Source organism: Desulfobotulus pelophilus (assembly GCF_026155325.1).
Classification (GTDB): Bacteria; Desulfobacterota; Desulfobacteria; order Desulfobacterales; family ASO4-4; genus Desulfobotulus; species Desulfobotulus pelophilus.
This window is the reverse complement of record NZ_JAPFPW010000008.1, coordinates 129593-152752: the sequence shown is the minus strand read 5'-3', so window position 1 is coordinate 152752 and position 23160 is coordinate 129593. Positions and strand designations below refer to the sequence as shown.

General features: G+C 52.2%; 20 protein-coding genes. 16 read left to right on the top strand and 4 right to left on the bottom strand.

Annotated elements, in window-relative coordinates:
* The first annotated feature begins 1 nt into the window (after position 1).
* From OOT00_RS08730 to OOT00_RS08655, 16 genes are all read left to right on the top strand, one after another.
* Positions 2 to 703 (top strand): hypothetical protein, encoded by a 702-nt coding sequence (locus OOT00_RS08730; RefSeq protein ID WP_265424973.1) that lies wholly within the window; start codon positions 2 to 4, stop codon positions 701 to 703.
* Positions 704 to 1268: 565 nt separating this feature from the next.
* On the top strand, positions 1269 to 1649 hold the full coding sequence (locus OOT00_RS08725) for a type II secretion system protein GspG (protein ID WP_265424971.1): 381 nt from the start codon (positions 1269 to 1271) through the stop codon (positions 1647 to 1649).
* A 139-nt stretch (positions 1650 to 1788) separates the two neighbouring features.
* Positions 1789 to 2373: a hypothetical protein gene (locus tag OOT00_RS08720; protein ID WP_265424969.1), complete on the top strand. Its 585-nt coding sequence runs from the start codon at positions 1789 to 1791 to the stop codon at positions 2371 to 2373.
* 266 nt (positions 2374 to 2639) lie between these two features.
* Positions 2640 to 2855, top strand: coding sequence for a hypothetical protein (locus OOT00_RS08715; protein WP_265424967.1), 216 nt, complete (start codon positions 2640 to 2642; stop codon positions 2853 to 2855).
* 280 nt (positions 2856 to 3135) lie between these two features.
* The gene (locus OOT00_RS08710) at positions 3136 to 4230 is read left to right on the top strand and encodes a type II secretion system protein (RefSeq protein ID WP_265424965.1); all 1095 of its coding nucleotides are present in this window, start codon (positions 3136 to 3138) and stop codon (positions 4228 to 4230) included.
* A gap of 90 nt (positions 4231 to 4320) precedes the next feature.
* A complete protein-coding gene (locus tag OOT00_RS08705; protein WP_265424963.1) occupies positions 4321 to 6129 on the top strand; it encodes a type II secretion system protein in 1809 nt (602 codons plus the stop codon).
* A gap of 26 nt (positions 6130 to 6155) precedes the next feature.
* The gene (locus tag OOT00_RS08700) at positions 6156 to 7817 is read left to right on the top strand and encodes a PilN domain-containing protein (RefSeq protein ID WP_265424961.1); all 1662 of its coding nucleotides are present in this window, start codon (positions 6156 to 6158) and stop codon (positions 7815 to 7817) included.
* A 1-nt stretch (position 7818) separates the two neighbouring features.
* Positions 7819 to 8364, top strand: a complete 546-nt coding sequence (locus tag OOT00_RS08695; RefSeq protein ID WP_265424959.1) for a hypothetical protein — start codon at positions 7819 to 7821, stop codon at positions 8362 to 8364.
* 238 nt (positions 8365 to 8602) lie between these two features.
* Positions 8603 to 8986 (top strand): hypothetical protein, encoded by a 384-nt coding sequence (locus tag OOT00_RS08690; protein WP_265424957.1) that lies wholly within the window; start codon positions 8603 to 8605, stop codon positions 8984 to 8986.
* Positions 8987 to 9091: 105 nt separating this feature from the next.
* The gene (locus tag OOT00_RS08685) at positions 9092 to 10861 is read left to right on the top strand and encodes a type II secretion system protein GspD (protein WP_265424955.1); all 1770 of its coding nucleotides are present in this window, start codon (positions 9092 to 9094) and stop codon (positions 10859 to 10861) included.
* The gene (locus OOT00_RS08680) at positions 10858 to 12063 is read left to right on the top strand and encodes a type IV pilus twitching motility protein PilT (RefSeq protein ID WP_265424953.1); all 1206 of its coding nucleotides are present in this window, start codon (positions 10858 to 10860) and stop codon (positions 12061 to 12063) included. The genes OOT00_RS08685 and OOT00_RS08680 overlap by 4 nt, the downstream gene beginning before the upstream one ends.
* A complete protein-coding gene (locus tag OOT00_RS08675; RefSeq protein WP_265424951.1) occupies positions 12060 to 13736 on the top strand; it encodes a GspE/PulE family protein in 1677 nt (558 codons plus the stop codon). The genes OOT00_RS08680 and OOT00_RS08675 overlap by 4 nt, the downstream gene beginning before the upstream one ends.
* Positions 13737 to 13746: 10 nt before the next feature.
* Positions 13747 to 14946: a type II secretion system F family protein gene (locus OOT00_RS08670; protein WP_265424949.1), complete on the top strand. Its 1200-nt coding sequence runs from the start codon at positions 13747 to 13749 to the stop codon at positions 14944 to 14946.
* A gap of 78 nt (positions 14947 to 15024) precedes the next feature.
* Positions 15025 to 15861 (top strand): peptidyl-prolyl cis-trans isomerase, encoded by an 837-nt coding sequence (locus tag OOT00_RS08665; protein ID WP_265424947.1) that lies wholly within the window; start codon positions 15025 to 15027, stop codon positions 15859 to 15861.
* A 28-nt stretch (positions 15862 to 15889) separates the two neighbouring features.
* A complete protein-coding gene (locus OOT00_RS08660) occupies positions 15890 to 16504 on the top strand; it encodes a hypothetical protein (RefSeq protein ID WP_265424946.1) in 615 nt (204 codons plus the stop codon).
* Positions 16505 to 16543: 39 nt separating this feature from the next.
* Entirely contained in the window at positions 16544 to 16840 is a 297-nt protein-coding gene (locus OOT00_RS08655) for a hypothetical protein (RefSeq protein ID WP_265424944.1), read from the top strand.
* A 76-nt stretch (positions 16841 to 16916) separates the two neighbouring features.
* Here the strand turns inward: OOT00_RS08655 and OOT00_RS08650 are convergent, their stop codons facing one another.
* The 4 genes from OOT00_RS08650 to OOT00_RS08635 form a co-directional block, all read right to left on the bottom strand.
* Positions 16917 to 19118, bottom strand: a complete 2202-nt coding sequence (locus OOT00_RS08650; RefSeq protein ID WP_265424942.1) for a putative bifunctional diguanylate cyclase/phosphodiesterase — start codon at positions 19116 to 19118, stop codon at positions 16917 to 16919.
* A 507-nt stretch (positions 19119 to 19625) separates the two neighbouring features.
* Complete coding sequence (locus OOT00_RS08645) at positions 19626 to 20231, bottom strand: DUF4405 domain-containing protein (RefSeq protein ID WP_265424940.1); 606 nt, start codon at positions 20229 to 20231, stop codon at positions 19626 to 19628.
* 75 nt (positions 20232 to 20306) lie between these two features.
* A complete protein-coding gene (locus tag OOT00_RS08640) occupies positions 20307 to 20915 on the bottom strand; it encodes a DUF4405 domain-containing protein (protein WP_265424938.1) in 609 nt (202 codons plus the stop codon).
* Between the two features lie 122 nt (positions 20916 to 21037).
* A complete protein-coding gene (locus OOT00_RS08635) occupies positions 21038 to 22927 on the bottom strand; it encodes a TonB-dependent receptor plug domain-containing protein (RefSeq protein ID WP_265424936.1) in 1890 nt (629 codons plus the stop codon).
* Positions 22928 to 23160: the final 233 nt, after the last annotated feature.

The window sequence follows — 23160 nt, the reverse complement described above, 5'->3', positions numbered from 1 at the left end:
CATGATAAAGCACCGTTTATGCAGCTGTATTCTCGGCTTCACCCTCATCTGTCTGGGTGTGGCCACCCCTCTCATGGCTTCTGAGAAAAAAAATTATCCAGAAGCTCTGAAGAAGATTCCACCCCTGATGGCCACGCAGAATGGAGAGGTCCGTATCATCCATCTTACGGATGTACTGGATTTCTACAACAAAACCTGTCCCGGCACGGTGCTGAGTTTCATTGCCATCCGCTATGGCGTGGATACCCTCTTTGGCGAAGACACTCCAGACCTTGATGATCTCGTTGTGATGAGCCGGGTAGGGGGCGGCCCTCTGGATACACTTGATTTCATTTTGAAAGGCGGTAATCCTGCCAACCGTACCTGGCCCCCTGCGGGCATTGACCGCAGCATGGAAAACTATGTGCTGCAGTTTTACCGTAAATCCACCCTGCAAGGCCTGACCGTAAGCCTGAGAAAGGATGTCTGGTCCACGGCAGATTCCTACTGCTCCTCTGCCGCCCCCACAGGTGAAACAGCCCAGCAGAGGCGTACGGATCTCAGACGCTTTATCTTCCAGACCCTGCCCGCAGTGCATCCCTCCGAAGCCTTTGAAGCCAGTGCCGTTTATACCTTCATTCCCTGGGGAAGCATGACAGAGCCGGAGATGAGGCGAAATATCCGCCATCAGAGACGTCAGCACACAGAAACTCAGGAAGGATAATTGTAGTCTGAGCGAACCGGTCAAACCGTTGCCTCCTTCTGAAGTTTTGACTGAAACTCTGCGGCGCAGGCTGTTTCCGGCTCCATAAAGGCTGTGGGGTGCCTGTTTCAAGACAAACAGGCACCCTATTTATATAAAAAAACCGTAAGAATTCAGTCGCATTTTTGCGTGAACAACGAACATGCCTGTCAGGTACGTTGCCAAACGGATCATTGGCTCGTGACGCAGTCCGAAACAATTGCAAGGGTACCCACAACCAGCCTCGCCGTCCTCCACCGGAATCAAATATCTGAAATTACAGTATTGATTTTCCAAATCAAAGCATGCTGAACAACAAGGTTCAGTGGCCTCTTGCCCTGGAACAACTTGTCCTTGCCCAGAAGACGCAGAAGATCCCACAAACAGATACTTTCTGTTCCTTACACAAAACAACCTCGCGAAAAAAAGCAAAATCATTCTTGACATTCTTTTTGGCAAAACGAATAATATTTAAAAATCAAAAAATTTATCACCCTCTTTCGCTCCCCTCGAGGATAGCGGGGGAAGCTTCTTACCCGGAAATACCATGATTGATATCCTTCAACGACTGGTTCTTGCCGCTGCGGTCAGCGGTGCCATTGCCCTGAACATGGATGAAATTCAGGGATTTTACGAAGAAACCATGACGGCATCCCAAAGGGTGACGGCGGCGGGTGACCTGCGCAGTATTTCCATCCTGCTGGATTACGAATTCATGAAAACAGGGCGCTATCCTTCGGAAAGAAACTTTGAACGCTGGCTGCAGCTCCGTTTTCAGGAGAATGATCTGCGGGAGCTGAACAGGGATCAGTGGGGGAACACCTACAGGTACAGTACAGATCCGGATCGCAGAAGCTTTATCCTTACCTGTGCCGGTCCGGACGGCATACTGGATACGAAAGACGACATGATCCGTAAAGGCCCATGACAACTGACTTTCGCGGGGGAAAACAGGCACAGGACAAGAACATCAGATCCATCCGGCCTCCCGGCCACCGCCGGAAAAAGACAGCCTCTTGCGAAAGGCTCCAGAGAACCAACGGTATCACTGCAAAGGAGAAAACGGCATGTTCGTGGAAAAACAGCAGGAAAGTTCTGGAGAAGCAGGATTTTTCTTCCGAAATCTTATGAAAGGGATCTTCCGGCGGCGCAGGTTTTTTCTGTTTCCCGCCTTTCAGCTGAGCCTGACCTGGCGCATTCTTATGCTTATGATGCTGGCCGTGGGCATTACCGCCACCATAGACGCCTGGTTCTATCTGGTATTTCTGGATCAGAAATTGATCATCCATGTGAACATGGCCTACCTGAATACATTCATCGTCATTTTGCTCGCGGTACTCATCGGAGGGGCCATCTGGACTGTGCGTCTCACCCATCAGATTGCAGGGCCGATTCATCAAAGCATAGGGATGCTGGAAAAAGCAGCTGACAACGGAAGACAACGGGTCTGCTTCCGGAAAAATGATCTTCTTCAGGAACTGGCACAACCTGTGAATTCCGCTCTGGCCCTTCTGAATGAACAAAGTCTCCGCATACGCCATACCCGAAAGGATCTGGAAAATCTTCTGGATGAAATGGTACAGGGACAGGCGGCCAGCGAAGATGTGCAGCAGGAAATCCGAAGAGCTATCCGCTCACTGAACGGGGAATAAACGGGGGATCCCTATTCTGCAGGGTACGATGAAACCGCGCAAAAGACTGAGCTCATAATATTTTTAGGCGCGACAAAAAAATACTTGACATAAGAAATAAAAGATTATAGCTTCGGTACCGTTCGGAGAAGGACAATTCAGGCACAGAGGAACACCTTACGGTCTTCGGCATTATCAATGCGCGACAGAAAGTGAAGGCGTAACTGAGAAGAGGCATTTTTTTAGCCTTCGGTTACGCCTTTTTCCTTTTAAAGGGAGCAGACACCATGGAAAACCATCTTTCCACAGAACACAGCCCCATACGGGAAAAAATCATGGAACTGTACACAGATCTTTTTCTGCACGACGGATATGGAAAAATTTCCCTTGAGATGCGTTTTCTCAAGCGAGGACAGAAGGAAATCATCGTCAGCAGCGGAAAGGATTTTCGTTTTGTGGTGGACTGGCCCGAAGTCCGGTCCACGGGGAGCGGATGCCGGTAACGTCCTTCCTGTTTTACCGGGAAGGCTTATGATAAGCGATTTTCAATTCAAGGAGAAAGGAGGTGAAGAAGCGGAGGAGGCCGATTCCCTGATACGGTGCGGCGCCAGAAGCAGGGAAAACCATTCTTTTATCCAAAGAGCTCTGGGGCAGGGCAGGGAAGAAAGAACGTCAGAAAAACGGGAGTATGGGAAAAAATCGTGCACAGGCAGCGGCAGACTCTGGGGCGGAGTTGCTGCTCCATAGGAAAAACAACTTTAATTTTTTATGGAGCAACAAACAATGTTAAAAATATTTAAAAAACGAAATAAACAACTGAACCAGAAGGGTTTTACCCTGCTGGAGATCCTCGTGGTTGTGGCCATCATGGGCTTCCTCGTGGCCATGGTGGCTCCCCGTTTTGCGGGTATTGTGGGTAACACCGAAGATGTGGTCTGCGACACCAACCAGCAACGTATGGTAGCCGCAGTGGCCACCTACTATGAAACCAAGGGTGGCCTTCCTTCGGGTCTGGTTAACCTGGTAGATCAGGACGGAGAGTTAACTCTAACGTCAGCAGGTGCCTATGAAGGCGATTTCAAGGTCCCCTCAAGCACCGGAGATCTTGAATTTTCCGATGAAGGAAAAGCCACCTTTGCAGCAGAGTTCATGGATCGCAGCCAGTTTGCCCTTCATATCCTGAACGATGCAGAAGCTCAGGAAATCCGAAAGCTTGGCATTGGCTCTGTGTACAACCTCAATGCTTATAATTATGAAGGTCTTGTGGACAGCTTTGTTGAAGTTGAAGAAACAAATCAGCAGGATCCCATGAAGCGCGTGGGCATCCGTTCCGGCCTTGGCGTACTTATGGTGGGCCTTGGTGCCGAATCAGATGCTAATGATCCCGCATTTGACGGGTTTGCTGTCCCTTCAGCTGTAAGTGGTATTCTTCAGGTTGACAGCGCTGATTATGAAGGATGGGGAAATCCTGAGTGGATCGGACGCATTTTCTTTGGTGTAGGTACTGATTCTGACCTTGTAAAAGAGGGCATGATTTCCACCGCCGGTCTCTGCCCCACGGGTCTGAACGATGAGCAGATCACCTGGAACCACTACGGCATCCTCCTGCCCCGCCTGGAAGCTACCGTAGAAAGACTTGAAGCATCAGCCACTGCTAATCTTGCTAGCCTTGAAAACATAGTTGCCAAGGCCAATGGCGGTGTTTACCGGGTCTTCAACCTTCTTAAAGAACAAAAGGGCTTTGAGTTTGTCACCCAGTGCCCCGAAGGCCACATGTATCCTGAATCCGAAGACTTTGAAGAGTGGACCATCTACGCTGGTGCTGCCGGTGTTACGGAAGATGAAAAGATCGAAGCCGCTAAAACTGCTGGTCTTTAATATCACACTCTGATCACTTGGCAGAATTCATTGCCTTGTAACCCCCCGCGGGAAGGGCTTTTGCCCTTCCCGCATCCATTGGAGTCGGGCATGGGCGGCAACAGCAGGGGCTTCACCCTGATGGAAGTACTGATTGTGGTGGGAATCATGGGCCTCATGGCAGCCATGGTTCTGCCCTTTGGCGGCATGGCCCGGGAGGCGGAACGGGAAAGGGCCACCCTTGCAGCCATGGATGCCCTGGAAGAAGCCCTTTTGGGCCACAGTCAGCTTGTGGATCCTCTGGACAAGGGGCGCATCATCGGCGGCTATGTGGGAGACATGGGCACATGGCCGGATCTCTTCCAGCCGGGAGCAAAAGATGGCCTGCCCGGAGACACAAGGGGAGAATTTACAAAGAACCGTTTTCAGTGGAAGGATTTTACCAAGGTGACCGATCCAAAGGCTCCGTCTCTGGGACAACCCCGGGGGCTCTGGACCTTTCCACCGGGCAGCGCAGATACCCGGTGGAAAGGTCCCTATCTCAGGGAACCCCGGGGAAAAACCAAATCACTGGCAAGGCACTACGCCAGCAGCCAGAAGGATTATGAGGACATGGATGAACTGGACAGGGAATACTTTCATCTGCTGCAGGCCGGTGAACAGCTGCGGGACGGCTGGGGGCAGGCCTTCCGGTTTTTTATTTCCCCCGGCCCTAAAGAAAGTGACTCCGATGCCAACGCCCTTTTCTGGATAATCTCCATGGGACCGGACGGCATGGCCACCCTGCCCGACAATATAGAAATCTATGATCCGGATGCATCCCACAATCAGGATAATATTGTACGAAAATTTCCAAAACACCAGTGGCAGGACATCATGGAAAAACAAAGCCGCATCAGCACCATTACCCAGCGGCTCATTTTTATTACCGAAGACAGGCTGGACAGCGCTGCCAAAGCCATAGTGGGCGATGCCCCGGCCGGTGCCAACACGGGCTATACGGCCGATCTTCTGGACTGGCCGCAACTCTGGAACCGGGCGTGTAAAAATGATGAGGGCCATACGGTTTCCTGCACGGGCAGTGTTAGTGGAGACTGGCAAAACTTATTCAAGGACGGTTCAGGGGAAAAGGCTTTCACCTACGGCCAGCCCAGAGGTCTCTGGGACCAGACAGCTCTGGAAGGAATCATGCGGGGCAGCCATGGACTCACGGAAAGCTATTTCGGTGTTGGCTGGCGACACGGCTATATTCCAGCACCCCACGGTTCTACTGAAACCCTGCAGGATGCCTGGAACAGGCCCCTTCACTTCTTCAAGATCAAGGAAAACGGAAAGGATCATCTCATGGTTCTCTCCGGCGGTCCTTCGGGTTCCTTCTGCATCACAGACAATGACAATTGCCTCCATATGACGGACCCGGAAAACTGGACAAAATCCTTTTCCCTGAAAAAGAATGGCACCTGTACCGATGACTCCCCCTGCTATGACCCGGAACACGATCTCAACCGCGATAACCGCATCCGCATCCTTCGTATGCAGGACTGGACACCGGGTTTTCTCAAGCTGACAATCCGCTTCCATGCCGAAGAGGGGGCCTGTCCCGGTTCAGGTGATGAAAAAATCCGCTGCCGCATTTATGGCATCAAAGGGAAAAAAGAACGAGACCCATGGGATGAAATAGGAAAATGGACATGGACAGAAGGTGAAAATGGAACCAAAGGCTCCTGTACGTCAGCCTTTTCCTTCAGCGACACGGACGATTCACCCCTTGCCTCAGGGGGAAGGTATCTGGTCTGCTGGAAGGGTAATGATAATCCGCTGGAACCCTGCCCTTCAGAAAACTGCCCTACCCGTATTTTCAGCGTATATGCCAGCCCCGGCCGCATGGTGGACAGGGAGCTTGTCATAAAAGATTTTTAATGGAGCAGGAAGCAGGCTTTTTTTAAATGAGTGAACAGGACCAGACAACAATAATAGAAGGGGATGGGGCAGATCATCCCCAGCCTCCTCCCAAAACTCCGGCCCAGCCCAAAGGGGGCTTTAGGGCAAGGCTTTCTTCTATGGCAGCCGCCCTTTCTCCTGCCCGCCTTGCGGGACTGTTGCAGGCCCTTCCCCTGCCGGAAAAACGCTGCCTCGGCATAGAGTGTTCCGGCGATGAAATAAGGGCCGCTCTGGTCCGCAGCCGTGCCGGAAAAATTGATATTGTGGATTTTATGGCCCTGAAACTCCACGATGCAAGGGAAGAGCTGCCCGGCATTGCCCAGCTTCAGGAAATCCGCAACCGTTTAGGGTGCAGGGCAAAAACCCCCACGGTATTCATCACCCCCAGAGCAAGGGTGGTGGTGTTGCCCATGAACCCGGACAGGGTGAAAAAAATCTCCGCCCATGCACTGGGAGAAGCAGCAAAATGGGAAGCCGAAGCCTATACGGGTATTCCCGGCCACCAGTCCCTTGCCGGTGTGGAGGTGGAAAAAAAAAGGGATGAGCCGGGCCAGATTCAGGAAGAAAGCGATGAGGTGCTGGTTCAGGTTTCCGTACTGGAACAAAATGTTTACAGGGCGGTAAAGGAACGCTTCCGTCTGGCTGGTCTCAGAATGATGCGCATTTATCCACCGGAGGTCTGTTTCCATGTGCCTCTGCTGGACATGCACAGGGATACGGACAGGGCCGTTCTGGAGGTGGGGGATGCCTTTTCCGGCTTTGCCCTGCTCCGGGGCGGAGACACCCTTTCCATCAATGCCATGGATATCAGCACCCCAAGAATACGGGAACACATACTGGGATCCCGCATTCCGGATCTGGAAGACACCCTCTTTTATCATTTCCGTCAGGCTCCGCCCCCCCATTCCGTAATCGTGACCGGCACAGGCGCCATGGATGGCAGGGTGATGGGCTTTCTGAAAGAGTTATCACCTTCCGGAGCCGAACCCCTGCTGATGCGCCGTGCGGGCAGTCTCAGCACCCTTGGTGCCACGGAAAGTCCCATCTTTGCCATGGCCGCAGGCGGGGCCATGCGGGAGCTTGGGAAAAAAACCATGCAGGGCATCGGCATTTCCGATGCCATCCCCCTTGGCATCCGCATACGCCAGAGTATTTATCTCATGCCCCTTGCTGCGGCATCCCTTCTTTTTGTCCTGCTCATGTCCCACTATCTTCTCCTGCGTTATCAGGAAAATCATTTCCGGGAACGGCGGCAGACATTGGAAGAACAGATCAAGGAAAGGCGAGGTGAGCTGAGCACCAGCCGCAGCCTGCAGTCTCAAATTGATGAGCTAAGGAAAAAAGAAGAGGAAATGGAAAAACAGCTCCGGTTCATGGAGGGAGATTCGGGCAGGGAAATCCGTGAGCTTGTGCAGCTCAAGGAAAAAATAATCCATCTTCTTCCGGAAAATCTGGTGTTAACGGAAATCCGCCAGCTTCCCGGCCGGAAAAAGGGCTTTGAAATTCAAGGTTCTGCCGTGAAGGCCTCTTCCGTAATGGAATATGTGCGGCTGCTTCGCAAAGAAAACCTCACCCGTTCCGTTGAGGTCAGGCGCCTTGAGTATCAGGGAAAAGGCAAAAACAGCGGCCTTAGCCACGGCTTCACCATTATGATGGAGATCGGCTGACATGGCCCGAAGATTAACCAAGCTGGAAAAGTTCGGCCTCATTGCCGCCGTGATAACGGGCATGATCTTTTTGTACCTGAACAAGGTCTATGACCCCCAGCAGCTTGCCATGCAACGGGCCAGAGAACAGTTGAACAAAACCATCAGAGACTACAACGATCTTCAGTCTGCCCCGCCTCTGTTCCAACTGCAGCAGAGACTGAAAGCCCACAGGGAAGGGGTGGAAGAGCTGGAAAAAAAACTGGCTGCAAGGAACATGCACGCGGGAAAGGAAGAACGCCGCATGGCTTCCCTGAGCTGGATCTATCAGCAGATGGAGGGCCGGGGAATGCCCGTACTGGAGTCCCGGCCCTCGGGGACAAGACAGGAACTCTTTACCTGGCATGTGTACCGTTTTGGAACGAGGGGGAGTTTTTCAGACTTCACGTATCTGCTGCAACGGCTGGAAAAATCGCCCCTGCCCCTGAAAGTGGAAGCCATCGAAATCAAAAGACCGGACAAGGGCTGGCCCCTTGCCATCTCAATGGATATCTGGATCATGGGCTAAAAAAGCCGGAAATGATAAAGGGGCAAAAAACGTGCCGGATGTAAAAACGTAGCATTGGCTATATTCTTTGTGGGCACACAAAAAATATAGTCCTGATTTTGCCAGCATTCTACAATATTTACCAATCAATCAGTGGACAAAATCCTTTTTCAAGGCTTTCTGCCCTGATCTCTCCCAGGGAGCAGGGAAAAACCGGCTGAGCAGGTATTCTTTTTTAACGGTAAGAAAGGTGTTTCCTATGTTTGCTTTCAAAGGAGAAGCCTTCCGGGTTTTTCTTCTCTTGCTGGCCCTGATGCTTCTTGTGGTCTCCAGTCCCCGATGGGCAGCCGCCAGGGAACCGTTCATGAATCCGCCCCCGCCCATGGACGTGTTCAACTATCCGGCAGCTGCAGCGCAAATGCAGCTCCGGGGACTGGTTCTCACGGAAGACAGCTTCAGGGCCGTGATTTATGTGAAATCCCAGCGCCGCTACCACGTGGTGAGACCGCAGGACAGGCTGGACGTGGAAATGGACGGTCTGCGCCATGAATTCCGGGTACAGGGAAACGGAGGCCAGCGCCGGGTTCTGCTGCAGGGCAGGGACCATCAGTGGTATGAAATCGGGGTACATGAAAGTGAATAAAAATATTTTTGTAATAGTTCTGCACAAATTCAGGTCCCAAACCTCTATGACAGGTGCACAGGCCCCCATGCTATGGGCAAGTGACCTTGCTATGGAGCGGAGCCCATGAAATTAAAACGTTGGAGTTTCGGAATACAATACGCTGAACCGTTCCATATGTGCCTCCTCCTTGTCGCTTTTTGTGTGGCTGCCATCTGCTTCCATGGGTGTACCCATGTGCGTCCGGCTCAAAAGGAGATTCATGCCATGCCATCGCCTTTGTTGCAGCAGGGCTGGGATACGCCGGAAATACGACGGCCTGTTGCCAGAGAGGATGTGCGCATCATCAGCAGACATGAACCGGGAGAGAGGAACCGGACTTTCAGGCCGGGATTCCGCCATCCTGCAGGTCATACCCCCATACGGGAACTTTTTTTTCAGGATCTTCCCCTTTCCATCGCAGCCGAACTTCTCAATGAGCTTTCCGGCATCAACCTCATGCTTCAGGAGGATATCAGCGACAAAAGGGTACGTCTTTATCTGCGGGATGTGGATGTGGCCGGTGCGGTGGATGCCCTTTTACGGAAAAATGAGCTCTGGTTCCGCACAGACGACCTGATAACGGCTGTGATGAGCGAAGAGGCCTTTGCAAAGAACATGGTATTCCAGCAGTCGGAAAAGATACTGGCCTTTTTCATGCGCTACACCAATGCCCAGGACATGGCCGCCCTGCTGGCCACGTTGCTGGAGCCGGATGTGGATTTCAGGGATATGAGCGGCCAGTCTGTATACGGCCATCTGGAAGAGGGAAGCAGCGGTGCTTCCAGTACTTCCGGAAACAACCGGACCGGCCTTACGGAAAACGAACGGAAACAGCTCATCCACAGGGGAGTGCCGGAAGAAGACCTCCGTATGGAAGAGGCCGCAGGTCTTCTCGGCAAACCCATACCTGCCATTGTCACCGTTTTTAAAAAAAATAATGCCATTGTGGTGCGCTCATCGGACACAACCCTTCTCCAGCACATCAGCGGTCTGATCCGGGAACTGGACACACCCATCCGTCAGGTGCTGCTGGAAGTACGCATCCTGCGCCTTCAGCTGGGAGACAGTTTTGAATCCTTTTTTGACCTCAGCTATGGCGAAAACAGAAAGGATTACAGCGTGGGTGCCAGTACACTGAGCAGTCCGGGAGCACTCTCCGCTACCACACTTGCCTCGGTTTTCTCCAATGAGCACATCACCGCCAGATTACAGGTTTTTGCCAGAGAAAATCGCATGAAAACCCTTTCCTCTCCCTTTCTCATGACCGCAGACAATACAGCTGTACGCTTTTTTGTGGGGGAGGAGGTACCCCTGCGCACAGGGGTGAGCAAGGAAACCATCCGGGGCTCAGACGTGCAGGATCTGGTTGTGTTTACTATTGATATAGAGAGGAGGGAACTGGGTACGGAACTGGATATCCGCAGCTTCATCAATGCGGACAGAACCATCACCATGGATATGGCAGTATCCATGGAATCTCCCAATTATGCGGTTTCCGACATCACCCTTATCAATGACAGAACAGGGCAGCCCGTGACCTTTCCTCTGGACGGTGTGGATAAAAATGAATTCCGGTCCATCCTTGCCGTTCCTGCAGGCAATACGGTGGTTCTGGGGGGATTCATCCGTCAGGAGGATCAGGATTATGAACAGAAGGTGCCCTTTCTGGGAGATATTCCCCTTCTGGGCTACCTCTTTAAAAAGGTGGAGCGCAGGGCCATTCGCAATGAAACCCTTATCCTTGTAACCCCCCATATCATGGCACATCCCGATGAGGGAGGAGGGGAGGTGCGGCGTTTCCTTGAAAGAAGCAGCCGCAGTCTGGATACGGAAATACGGGGAGAAACCCCATGAGCCGTTTTACACGGAAGCAGCTGGGCCTTAACAGAGCTCCTGAATATATGGAAGATCTTCTCCGGCTGACGGTGGAAAAGGATGCATCGGACCTTCATCTCACCTATTCCGAGCCGCCGGTTTTCCGCATACGGGGGGACCTCACCCCCATGAACTGTGGACCCTATACCCATGACAAGATCCATGAGCTGCTCATGCAGGTCATGCCCCCCCGCTATGCAAAGGTGCTGGAGGAACGCCGATCCGTGGATTTTGCCGTGAGCAGCCCGGATGTAGGCCGTTTCCGTTTTGCCGCCTATTACCAGAGAGGAGCCCTTTCCCTTGCCATCCGTCTGCTGGCCAAGGGCATTCCGGACTTTGAAAGCCTGGGGCTGCCCCCCAGTGTGGCCAGACTGGCCACCTTCCGGGACGGACTGGTTCTGGTAACCGGCGTGACAGGCTCCGGTAAATCCACCACCCTGGCAGCCATCATAGATGCCATCAACCGCAAGGACAGTAAGAATATCATCACCGTGGAAGACCCCATTGAATATGTGCATCAGAACGGGAAATGCATTGTGAATCAGCGGGAGCTGCACACGGACGTACTGAGCTTTCCCGATGCCCTGAGGGACTCCCTGCGTGCGGACCCGGATGTGATTCTCGTGGGTGAGATCCGGGATCTCGACACCATGCGCACGGCCATCATGGCAGCGGAAACGGGGCATCTGGTCTTTTCCACCCTGCACTCCAAGGATGCCATGTCCAGCGTAAACCGCATGGTGGGTTCCTTCCCCGCCGGAGAACAGGCCCAGATCCGTCAGCAGCTTTCCTCCACCCTCAGGGCCGTCATTTCCCAGAGGTTGCTTCCGAAGACGGATATGACAGGCCGTGCCCCTGCCGTTGAAATCATGTTCACCACAACGGGCATTGCCAACCTGATCCGGCTGGGAAAAGACGACATGATTTACTCCGCCATAGAAACGGGCCAGAGGGAGGGGATGCAGACCATGGAGCAGTCCCTCCTATCCCTTGTGAAGCATAACATCATATCCATGGAAACAGCCCTGCCTGCGGCAAAAAACAAGGCCATCATGGAAAACCGCATGGCACTCTGTGCTGAAATGTCCCGAAGTGAGGAAAAGGAAAAAGAATGCGGCCCTCCGAGATCCTGGTCCTTTTCCACGACCACAGGAAAAGAAGGGGCAAGCAGGAAACCATGATATCCCTGTACAAAGACAGATTCGGGGGCTTTCTTGTCCAGAAGGGCCTGATTTCTCAGGCTAGTCTGGAGCGGGTGCTTTCCATACAGAAGGTGGTTCCGGAAAAGACAGGCCAGCTTCTCGTGCGGGAAGGACTGCTTACGGAAGATATACTCATGCAGGCCCTTTCCGAATTTACCCGCATTCCCCTCTATGACGGCAACGGTGCCTCCACCGTCAGCCCGGAGATACTTCGTCTGGTTCCGGAAAAAATGGCCCGAAGGGCCGGGGTCCTGCCCCTTTTCCGCAACACAAAAAACGAGCTGCTTCTGGCCTGCAACGGCCCCGTTCCCAGGGCCATGTTGCAGAACATCTCCCGCCTTGCCAAAGGGGAAGTCCGGCTGGTGCTGGTTACGGAGCGCCAGCTCAGAAAACTCCAGCAGATGGCCTATGCAAAGGATGTGGATACGCGCATTGATTTCCGCAGCCAGAGCATGGATCTGGACGATCTCAACCTTGTGGTGGAGCTGCTGGAAAAAATACTGGTCCGCGCCGTGAGCCAGAACAATGTATCCGATATTCATTTTGAGCCGGAAATGAACGGATTTGCCATACGGTTCAGGGAAGACGGCATGCTGCGGCGGGTGGAGTCCCTGCCCCTTGCCATGGGCCAGAAGCTCACATCCAGAATCAAGGTGCTGGCCAATATGGACATTGCGGAACGAAGGGCACCCCAGGACGGTTCCTTTGTATTCCGCCCCAGTCTTCTCAAGGTGGAAATGGAGGCCGTAAATCTGCGCGTCTCCGTTCTCCCCGTTCATTACGGAGAAAAGGCTGTTGTCCGTATTCTGCCTCCCCATGATGAAGAAATCCGGCTGAATGCCATGGGCATGGACAGCGAAAGCCTTGAAAAGTTCAGCCGGGTGCTGAAATCACCCCACGGCCTGATTCTGGTAACCGGCCCCACGGGTTCGGGAAAATCCACCACCCTTTACGGCTCCCTCCAGATGCTGCGCTCGGAAAACACCAATATCACCACGCTGGAAGATCCGGTGGAACTCACTCTGAGGGGCATCAACCAGACCCAGGTGGACGGAGGCCAGCGCATGGATTTCGCTTCCGGTCTCCGGGCCATTCTCCGTCAGGATCCCGATATCATCATGGTGGGAGAAATCCGCGACGCAGCAACCCTGCAGGTTTCCCTGCGCGCTGCCATCACAGGCCATCTGGTACTTTCCACCCTGCACACCAATGATGCACCCAGCTCCTTTTCCCGACTCATGGACATGGGGGGGGAATCCTTTCTTGTGGCGGTTTCCGTCAGGGCTATTCTGGCCCAGCGCCTGGTGCGTCTGGTGTGCGCCCACTGCAGGGAGGCCAAACCTGTCACAAGGGCCGAGCTGGACATGCTGGGCCTGCGCCACCTCTCTCCGGGTGTATTTGAAGTACAGCGGTCCGTAAAGCCATGCGATCTCTGCGGAGGTAAAGGATATACCGGCAGGATAGGACTTTATGAGCTTCTTCTTGTGGATGAAGCCCTGAGGGAAAAAATCATGCGCGGTGCCACATCCCATGAAATCGCAACCGTGGCGCGGGCAGGGGGCAACTACCGGAGTCTTCTGGAAGACGGCATAGAAAAAATCAAAATGGGGCTGACCACGCCGGAGGAAATTCTCCGGGTTACCATGGAATAAAGGAAACAAAATGCAGCAGTATGAGTGCAGGGCCATGGATCCGGGTGGCCGCATGATCCGCATGATGATTCAGGCAAGGGATACGGCCGCCGCCGCCGCAGAAATGCGGGCAAGGGGGCTTTCTCCCATATCGGTTCAGGAGAATCAGGGAGGAGCTGCGGGCTTTTCCATCAGTCAGTTCATGCCCGTTGGCACCGGAGACAAGGTGCTTCTCTTCCGCATGCTCAGCACCCTCATTAAGTCGGAGGTAACCATCACCGAAGCCATCCGCATTCTCCATGACCAGACGGACAGAATGAATGTGAAAAAGGTGCTGGGCGATATTCTCATACGCATCGAAGGGGGGGCTCCCCTGAGTGAAGCCCTTTCCCATCATGCAAGGGTTTTCCCTCCCATGATCATGAACCTGATCCGGGCCGGTGAAATGGGGGGTATGCTGGATATCGTTTTTGACCGCATTGCCGACTTTCTGGAAAAAAAGTCGGATCTTAGAAAAAAAATGCTCATGTCCTTTTTCTATCCCGGCATGGTGCTGCTCATGGGCATTGGCGTGGTGCTGTTCATGGTGCTCTTTGTCATTCCCAGATTCATGGGCATGATTCAGGGCAAACTCCCTCCGGTCACCCAATTTCTCATGGATTCCACAGCTTTTCTTCAGAATCACGGGCTGAATATGCTCATGGGTACAGGGGTTTTCATCGCCATGCTCTTTCTTTTCCATGCCCTGCCCCTCACCCGCTACTGGATGGACCGCTATACCATCAAGATTCCCGTGGTGGGACCGGTGATGAAGCTTGGCATTGTGGTGGGCTTTGCACGGACGTTCAGCCTCCTTCTGGAAAGCCGCATTCCCATGGTGGAGGCTCTTAAAGCCACCAGTGCCACCCTGCCCAATACGGCGGTGCACCGCTTTCTGGATCAGGTAATTGAACGGGTCATGGCCGGAGAGCCCCTTTCCTCCACCATGAAAAACAGCTGGTTTTTTACACCCATCACCACATCTCTTGCCAGCATCGGCGAACATTCCGGCCTGATGAGTGAAACCATGGGGACCGTAGCCGAGGTGCACGAAAAACTGCTGGAAAACAAAATCGCCCGCATGAGTGCCATGGTAGAACCCCTTCTCATCATCACCCTTGGGGGTGTGGTGGGCCTTGTGGTGTACGGACTGATCTCAGGGATGCTGGCCATGTACTCCGGTTCCATGTGATGCATAAAAAAGGTGAAAAGTGGCCGGTTTGTCCGGTCCTGCATACAGATTTTAACCAGAAAAAGTGGAGGTTTACCCATGTTTCGTTATCTCATATGCGGTCTGCTGCTCCTCTGCCTGATGGCAGGATGCAACCAGCCTGTCACGGAAAACACAGTTTTGATTCCTCAGGATATGGATCAGGCCTTTCTGGATGCCTATGCCAGACGTATGCAGGAAGGAAGAGACACCGCGCTTTCCGCGGAACAGGTTCTTGAACATGTGCAGAACATGGAGGCCCTGATAGCCGAAGCAAGACTCAGAAAGCTGCACGAAATTCCGGAGTTCCGGCAGGCCCTGCACCAGTTTCAGGCAGAGCTGTTCATGCACACCCTGCAGCCCGAACTTGTCAGGGAAATCCCCAGGGAAAGCATCAGCGATGACCAAGTAAGAGCCTTCTTTGAAGAACACAGGGAACAGCACTACAGCCTTCCGGATCTCTATACCCTGCGCATTGCCCTGGCCGAAGATCAGGAGGAAGTCCTGAAACTGACAAGTCTCATGGATAAAAAAGAGACCGAAGAAACGCCGAAGGGATTGCGATTTCTTTCTCCGAGACCGCTGGAACAGTTTCCCGCACCATGGCAGGAAGCGTTGCAGGAAATGGCGGAGGGAAATACCAGCCCCGTACTGGAACACGGAAGAGGCTTTGCCGTTCTACGGCTGGAATCCCTTGAAAAAAACAGATTTCAGGATTTTGAAGAGCGCATGGAATACATTCGTAACGATGCCCTCTACGCCCGTTACCGGGATGCATGGAAAAAAGCCTATGAGGATCTGAGGGAAATCCACGGTATTCGCATGGACTCCGCTCTTTCTGACGCCTTTGCAGCAGACTTCCGCTCTTCTTTCGGCAAAAACAAAGAACAGCTCTGATTCTGACTTTAATTAAAGAGGTACCATCATGCATGCATATCTGCATTTTCACGGCATAATCCTCCCCCCTCCTGTGGGGGCATCCATGCAGAGAAAAAGGACCCTTCTGGCCCTTTTTCTCTGCTTTCTTGTGGCAGCCCTTCTTCCCTGTACGGCCCACAGCCACAGCACGGAAGGGAGGGTCAGGGTACCTCTGGACACCCCCCGGCCGGACTGTGATGCCTTTGCCTATTTCATTGAACCGTATGTGAATCAGGAAAAATACAAAGGCATTCACCAGCCCCACATGGGCCGGTTTTACGTGATGGATTTTCACGGGGTGGAACGTAAGGGAAAAAGTGCCCGCGTTTCTTTTGAAGTTCTGGATGTGCGGGTAAACCAGCGTTTTAATGATTCCATGGACTTTGTGCGGGGAAAAGACGGTGTCTGGACTTTTATGGATGGAGACGGCAGAGCAAGGCCGGTTTTCACCTACCTGCCCTCATGGCTGCATTTTATTCAGCTTTATGTGCGGCCCGCCGCCATGGTGGGCCTTCCCCTGCTCTGCCTCCTGTTTTTCTTCCTGTACCGCAGAAGAAAACAGAACTCCGGCAAACATAAAAAAAATGATGATACCTCTGCCGAGGAATCTGTTGCAGCCTGATGCCATTCAGCATCGGCATAAGAAGGAGTGAGCCCTCCCATGCAGGTAGACAAAAAGCATCTCATCAACGCCCTGAATGCCAGCGCCAGGGATCTGCAGCAGGATATTACCATGCATTACGGACTCATGGCTTCCATACTGGAAGGAGAGGTGGACGAAAAATACCTTCAGCACTTTCTCAATGTCTGCCCCAGATGCGCGCGGGAAAAACTTCTGGAAAAGGCCATACGGGAAGCCATAGAAGTTCTTGAGGAAAGCAGGAAGTCTTTTAAATCCAAACAGCTGGAGCAGCTTCGCATCCATTTGAACCGGATTCTTATGGAAAATAAATTCTGAGAGTGCTTGCCCTGCATCTTTCGTCTCTGATTGCATTCAAAATCGGACTGATCGCCTGGTCTCTATGGATACGAATTCAGCGGCAGAGAGAAACAAAATCATCAGCAGGCATAGGCCGGTAAAAAAAGAACCCCTGAAAAAGATCGCAGCCCTTACCACGCAGATATTCCAGCTGCTGACGGGTTTCGACTCCTTCGGCAACCACCTCAAAACCCAGTTCCCGTCCCATGGTGAGAATGGTCTGGGTGAGGATGGTCTGCCGTGGGTTATCCGGCAGGCCGGATACAAAACTGCGATCCAGCTTCAGGGTCGTGATGGGAAGTTCCGCCAGTAATTTCAAAGATGAATAACCGACACCGAAATCATCCATGGCAATGCTGTGCCCATTTTTTTTCAGTTTAGCCAATTCAGCAAGGGCTACCTCCCCCGCAGACATGAGGCAGGTCTCGGTCAATTCAATCTGCAACCATTCCGACCGAATACCGTGGCGTTGCACCACGAGGCTGATGTGGTCGGCAATGCCGGGTTTGAGAAAATGCAGGGTAGAAAGGTTCACACTGATGGTCAGGGGCTTTTCCCGGCAGGTATTGATATTTTTAATCAAAATGGCCGTATCTTCCATAACCTGAAGATCGATCTGATAGATGAGGCCGCTGTCTTCTGCAAGGGGGATAAACTGGGCCGGAGAAGCATATGGCCTGTCCGTCAGCCAGCGTACCAGTGCCTCCCCTCCGACAATCTCACCCAAACTGTTCACCTTGGGCTGAATAAAAGTTGTGAGTTCATGGTCACTGATAGCCGCACGCAGATGAATTTCCATATCCCTTCTAAGGATCTGTTTTTCCACCAGGCCCTCATGATACACTGGCAGATCTTCCAGATTCTGCTGCTGGATGACCATCTCAACGCGCTGTATACCTTTCTGGGCATTCTTTCCTCTGGCTACAGCCAGGCCGAAGCAGTATTCCACAAAAATCTTCTTCTCTTTCAGGGTAATGGTCTTCGGCAGTTGCCTGCGAAGAAAATCCACATCCCCATGGCTTTCAGAGGCAATAATAAAAAGACTGCCCCGCAGACGCCCGTACACCATAGATCCCTGTGCGGCGGAGGCTCGCAGAACTGCGGCCACATGGCAGAGCACCCCGTCTCCGAAGGTATTCCCGTATTTATGGTTGATATAGCGAAGGTGGGCAATCCGGATACACAGATAATGAACACGTCTGGCTCCATACTGCTGCATCACCGCCTCACAAAAGCTCTCCTGATTATAAAGCCCGGTAAGATGGTCATGGCCACGCAGGAAAACGGCCTGTTCCTGCACCTCTTGCAGCTGATGCATCATACGCTTCAGTTCCGTCACATCCCGAAGGGCATAGAGCAGATTGTCCTGACGAGCATCCACAACTTCCGCCACCATCTCAATCCAGTCCCCGGCAGAGGGCTTGAAACGGGCCTTGCAGCTATCACCGGGGCACAGGGGGATACGGATGTCTCTCTGAAAGTCCAGAAGACCGTATACGGAGATCCCGCAATATTTCTGTCCGTCAAAAAGAATTTCGGCTTCACGGTTCACCCGCTGAATTCTGCCTTTTCTGTCGCACTGGATAAGAGCGCTGGAATAGTTTTGAAATATATCTTCATACATGATCTTCATCTGACGCATCTTTTCATAGTCCTGCTCACGGCGCAGGGCGTTTTCTTCCAGCGAACGATACACCCGGAAGGCGGAAAGGGGCACACAGAAATTGAAAAAAAGGAAGATGAGAGAGGATATATAAAGATGACTATCCTCCAGAGTCATGTCCACACCAAAGATATTAGGAAATTCATATTTTGTGGCAATAATGAAAAAAGGAATGAAATTGCAGCCCATAGCCCATATAGCAGCGCGCACCCCGAAATAAACCCGTATGGTCAGGGGAGCCATATACAGAAAAACGACACCCATCCTTGCAACTTCCGGAATCCGGATAAAAAGCAGAATGCAGAGAGCTGCCAAATAAATCACAAAAATAAAAAGCCTGGCTCCGGAACGGCTGTTACCGCGAAAACCCAGCAGAATCCAGGCAAGAAGGCTGTAAAAGCAGAAAACAATCACTGGAATATGGTAAAGCCCTTCAGAAAAGGCCTGCCATCCGCTATGGATGCCGACCCAGCCCACAAGACAAAATCCGCTCAGGGTAAGAATCCGCAGTGCGCTTTGACGCCAGATTTCCGGGTCGCTCTGACGATAGTACTCTTCTCCCACCATCAGATAATGACGCAGTCGCTTGAACAAGAAAAAACCCCCGGTTTTTCGTAAATACCTGGTAAGAGAGCCACCTCTCTTTGTCTTCCAGCTGGTATCCCGATCTTCTGGCTTGAAGGGAGATAACGCAATGAATACCATAGGATGCAAAAACAAGCAACGATCACCTTCCCCAGCTATTCAGGCTCTTTTTCGCCGCAGTGATAACAGACCCGTCAGCTCTGCCGGGTATCCGCCACCACCGGTTCCATGGGGTCAACCTAAAAAAACAGAGAAAAAAATATCTTCGGAATCAGACTTACGAAAAGTAAGGGGAACATTATGAGGGTCTGACAACGAATCGGGATGAGCCAACAAGACCCACAGCAGTACCATCATATCGTGTGCCTGCGGAGAAACATTGGACCCTGTGCCAGTCCGTCCATTCTGGAGAACAAAACCATACAACAGCGATGGCCTGCCGCAGGTTTCTGATAAAATCGGAGGCAGGCCAACTTTCATTCCAAGGTACGACAGTCTTCTTGCCGTGTTACCCCCTTACTCTTCCTTTATCACAAGATAGACATCTCTGGCGCTGAGTTCGTTTGCCCTGGCAATGGACGCAAGGGTCTGATCCGGCCTTCGGAACTCCATGCCCTTTGCCCGGATTCTCTCTACGGCCAATGCAAGGGAAAGCCCCTCCATTCGGCAGACATCCTGCAGGCTCATGCTGTCTGCCCTTGGGAAGGGTGGTCTGGTATCTTCCGTCACCCAGGCATCCTTCACATGGTCGACAGCATTCATAAGCCAGGAAACGGGAGGCGTAAAGGTCACGGAAGAGACGAGAAAAACCACCGCAACAAGACTGGCACCGTAAAATTCCCTTGACAGTCCCTTTTTTTTCTCCCTGTTTTTAAAATAAGTGAGAAAAAGTTTCCAGTTATAGGCCAGAAGATGCAGCAGGCCGGCAGCCAGAATAAGCAGGGAAAAAGCCACATGCAACGCCTGCCAGCCCTCCCTTTCCACGCCCATAAGCTGCCAGCCCATCCAGTGAATTTGTCTCCCATGGGGCATGACAGCCAAAATGATACCGCTGAATGCGGCAATGACAAAAGTGAAACAGAGAGTCAGACTGGTCCATTTTTTTATACTGAATTGTTTCATACTTTTTCTCCCCGAAATACGTTCTCCACCCGAATTGGCTGATCCATACCGATTCCCCGTGACCGGCACCTCTGCTTAGGGTTCTCCCTCCGTAATCATAAGGAAAATTTCCCTTGCACTGACCCGGTTATCCCGCGCAATAAACGCAATGGACTGCTCCGGCCTTTTCACTTCCATACCCCCTTCACGAATCTTCTGCATAGCCCTTTCCTCAGGAATACCCGTTCGCAGGCTGATATCCCGGATGCTCAGAATTTCTGCCATGGGAAATGGAGGCCTGGTTTCTTCGGAAAGCCAGGAATCCTTGGCCCTGTCCACACCGGACAGGATCCAAGAAGCCGGGGGAATTTCCGTCACAGCGGAAATAAAAACCAGCCCAAAAAAAAACAGGGCTGCATAGAGTTCCGCCGATATTTTTCTGTTTGTCCTGCTTCTGAAATAGGAAACAAACAGTTTCCAGTTATAAGCAAGCAGATGAAGGGTTCCCAGCACCAAAATGATAATGGCAAAGGGAAGATAGAGACGTTCCCAGCCTTCCTTGCCAAGACCCAGAAGCTTCCAGTTCAGCCAGTAGGCAATCCTGCCCGGTGGCATAATGCAAAGCACAATTCCGCTGAAACTCGCCGTGACAAACGCAAAAAAGAGGGTAAGGCTGGTCCATTTTTTGATGCTGAATGATTTCATTTCTGTCTCCGGTAGCCATAAGGGATAAAAACCTGAAAGCGGAATTCTGTTCACTCCGGCCCTCAGGTTTCATAATGTGTACATTTCTGAGAAATCTGCGCCCTTTCTGCCAGACTGATTTTTCAGAAATAAAACTTCATCCCTGCCATCCATTCGGTGCCGTCCAGCCGCCATTCATCCTCAATGTTTTTCTCATTGGTGAGGTTTTCAATGCGGGTAAAAAGCTCCATCTGAGGTACCGGTTTCCAGGTGACGGCAAGATCAAACGTTTCATAGGAGGAAAGGCTTTTTCTGGTATTGCCGTCCATGGTATCCCGTTCTCCTGTCCATGAGCCCGTAAGACGGAAGCGGATATCCGGATAACGAAAATGGTAGTCCAGATCCAGGCCCGCCCTGTGTTCCGGCCTGTCTGTCAGCTTTTTACCGGTACTCTTGTCTTCCGTATCCGTATAACTGTGGGTGAGAGTAGCCCGGAAGCCTTCAAAAACCCGCCAGGATGCACTCCATTCCACCCCTTGGGTAACGGCCTCACCGATATTGGCATAGGTTTCCAGTCTGGGTGTCTGAGTGTAGTCAACCGGCACCGTGACAATCAGATCATCGATCTCATTTCTGAAAAAAGACGCGCGAATCAGAACGGCCGGGGTGGCTTCCCAGTCAAAACCCGCCTGCCATGAAATGGATTTTTCCGGCTTGAGATCCGCGTTGGGCCGAACTATGAACTGCCTTCTCTGGCGGGGCATTTCCGCATAACGCTTCAAAAGGGAAGGACCGGCAAAGGCTCTGCCCACCGATGCCCGGAGGTGCAGGGTATCCATGGCACGAAACACAAGGCCGGCCTGTGGGTTACATTCCGTATCCCAGTCTTCATGGTAACCGACCTGTCCCCCTATGGTCACAAGGGTGCGGCCAAAATCCATGGCATCCTGCAGATAAAAACTGTGGGTATCCTGATCCGCTGAATCTCCCGGAATGCTGTGAGTTTTCTGGCTGGCCGGAATATGGGTGGCCTTATCCTCAATTTTTTCTCCCAGATAGGCATAGCCTGCACTCAGGGTGTGCCTGCCGAAAATTCTCGAAGCGCCTGTCTCAAACTCCCATGACTGGGCAAGTTGTTCCAGAGAACCGTCTTCCCTGCGGTGATCATGGGCAATGTAGCTGGCGCGGGTATGAAGCTTTGTCAGTGCATCCGGCCTGAAGTCCACAAGGGCATTCATGCCACTGCGTTCCTGAATCCGTTCCTGAATAACGGTCTGCCCCCCCTGTTTCTGGGAGTCATCCGTTGTCACCTGACGGGTAAAGAGGGGTGTAAAGGTAAAGTTCACGGACTCGCTGGCCGCATAGTTGATGGTTGTGGAAAGGGCTTCCCACCGGCTTTTATCCTTGGGCTGTTCAATTCCATCATCCCTGCGATAGGTATAATCCATACGGATACCGTACTTTTCACTGCCATAGTCCGCACCGGCATGGCCCCGGAAACGGTTACGACTGCCTGCGGCCACGCCGCCGCGAAGGGCGGAACCCTCTTTGGCCTTTTTGGTGAAAATCTGAACAACACCGCCCAGGGCATCGCTGCCGTACAGAGCAGACCCCGGCCCCTTGACCACTTCAATGCGCTCAATGGCTTCCACGGGTATGCTGGCAATATCCACCACATCATTGCCACCGATAAAACGCTGACCATCTACCAGCACCAGCGTATGGTGGGCATCCAGCCCCATCAGCCGTACACTCCCGCCACCGCCCCAGGAACCGGTACGTTCCACCACCTGAAGACCGGGAATTTCCCGTAACAATACCTGAATATTCTGGGGCTGGCGTGCTTCAATTTCCTCTGCCGTGATCACATAGGTGGGCCTCGGCGTATCCGCCAGACGCTGTTCCGTACGACTGGCGCTGACCACCACCTGGCTCAGCTCCGTATCTCCGGGAACCTCTTTTGCGTAAACCCAGCCTGCTACCACTATCAACGATAGACACCATAGACCGCCCTTCCAATAATAGCTGTTCATCCCGCCCTTTCTCCTTCTGTTTTCACAAAACAGGAAAACAGAGAAATTATTGTAATGACAATTAAAAAGCAGATACAATCAAGATTATGCCCATAATGGGCAAGGAATAGCCTCATAAATTTTTCATGTCAACAACAATTACGCCGAAACTAAAAAATATTGCATTCCGACTTGATTTAGGGGGGCTTTAGGTGTAGTGGTCTATGAAATTTTTAAGCACCCACAAAAAAAGG

Excerpts from the sequence above, each read along its gene's own strand:
- OOT00_RS08665 (WP_265424947.1), top strand. The coding sequence starts at position 15,025 with ATGTTTCGTTATCTCATATGCGGTCTGCTGCTCCTCTGCCTGATGGCA.
- OOT00_RS08635 (WP_265424936.1), bottom strand. The coding sequence starts at position 22,927 with ATGAACAGCTATTATTGGAAGGGCGGTCTATGGTGTCTATCGTTGATA.
- OOT00_RS08730 (WP_265424973.1), top strand. The coding sequence starts at position 2 with ATGATAAAGCACCGTTTATGCAGCTGTATTCTCGGCTTCACCCTCATC.
- OOT00_RS08690 (WP_265424957.1), top strand. The coding sequence starts at position 8,603 with ATGTTTGCTTTCAAAGGAGAAGCCTTCCGGGTTTTTCTTCTCTTGCTG.
- OOT00_RS08700 (WP_265424961.1), top strand. The coding sequence starts at position 6,156 with ATGAGTGAACAGGACCAGACAACAATAATAGAAGGGGATGGGGCAGAT.
- OOT00_RS08695 (WP_265424959.1), top strand. The coding sequence starts at position 7,819 with ATGGCCCGAAGATTAACCAAGCTGGAAAAGTTCGGCCTCATTGCCGCC.
- OOT00_RS08725 (WP_265424971.1), top strand. The coding sequence starts at position 1,269 with ATGATTGATATCCTTCAACGACTGGTTCTTGCCGCTGCGGTCAGCGGT.
- OOT00_RS08640 (WP_265424938.1), bottom strand. The coding sequence starts at position 20,915 with ATGAAATCATTCAGCATCAAAAAATGGACCAGCCTTACCCTCTTTTTT.
- OOT00_RS08680 (WP_265424953.1), top strand. The coding sequence starts at position 10,858 with ATGAGCCGTTTTACACGGAAGCAGCTGGGCCTTAACAGAGCTCCTGAA.
- OOT00_RS08685 (WP_265424955.1), top strand. The coding sequence starts at position 9,092 with ATGAAATTAAAACGTTGGAGTTTCGGAATACAATACGCTGAACCGTTC.
- OOT00_RS08720 (WP_265424969.1), top strand. The coding sequence starts at position 1,789 with ATGTTCGTGGAAAAACAGCAGGAAAGTTCTGGAGAAGCAGGATTTTTC.
- OOT00_RS08715 (WP_265424967.1), top strand. The coding sequence starts at position 2,640 with ATGGAAAACCATCTTTCCACAGAACACAGCCCCATACGGGAAAAAATC.
- OOT00_RS08710 (WP_265424965.1), top strand. The coding sequence starts at position 3,136 with ATGTTAAAAATATTTAAAAAACGAAATAAACAACTGAACCAGAAGGGT.
- OOT00_RS08670 (WP_265424949.1), top strand. The coding sequence starts at position 13,747 with ATGCAGCAGTATGAGTGCAGGGCCATGGATCCGGGTGGCCGCATGATC.
- OOT00_RS08675 (WP_265424951.1), top strand. The coding sequence starts at position 12,060 with ATGATATCCCTGTACAAAGACAGATTCGGGGGCTTTCTTGTCCAGAAG.
- OOT00_RS08655 (WP_265424944.1), top strand. The coding sequence starts at position 16,544 with ATGCAGGTAGACAAAAAGCATCTCATCAACGCCCTGAATGCCAGCGCC.
- OOT00_RS08645 (WP_265424940.1), bottom strand. The coding sequence starts at position 20,231 with ATGAAACAATTCAGTATAAAAAAATGGACCAGTCTGACTCTCTGTTTC.
- OOT00_RS08705 (WP_265424963.1), top strand. The coding sequence starts at position 4,321 with ATGGGCGGCAACAGCAGGGGCTTCACCCTGATGGAAGTACTGATTGTG.
- OOT00_RS08660 (WP_265424946.1), top strand. The coding sequence starts at position 15,890 with ATGCATGCATATCTGCATTTTCACGGCATAATCCTCCCCCCTCCTGTG.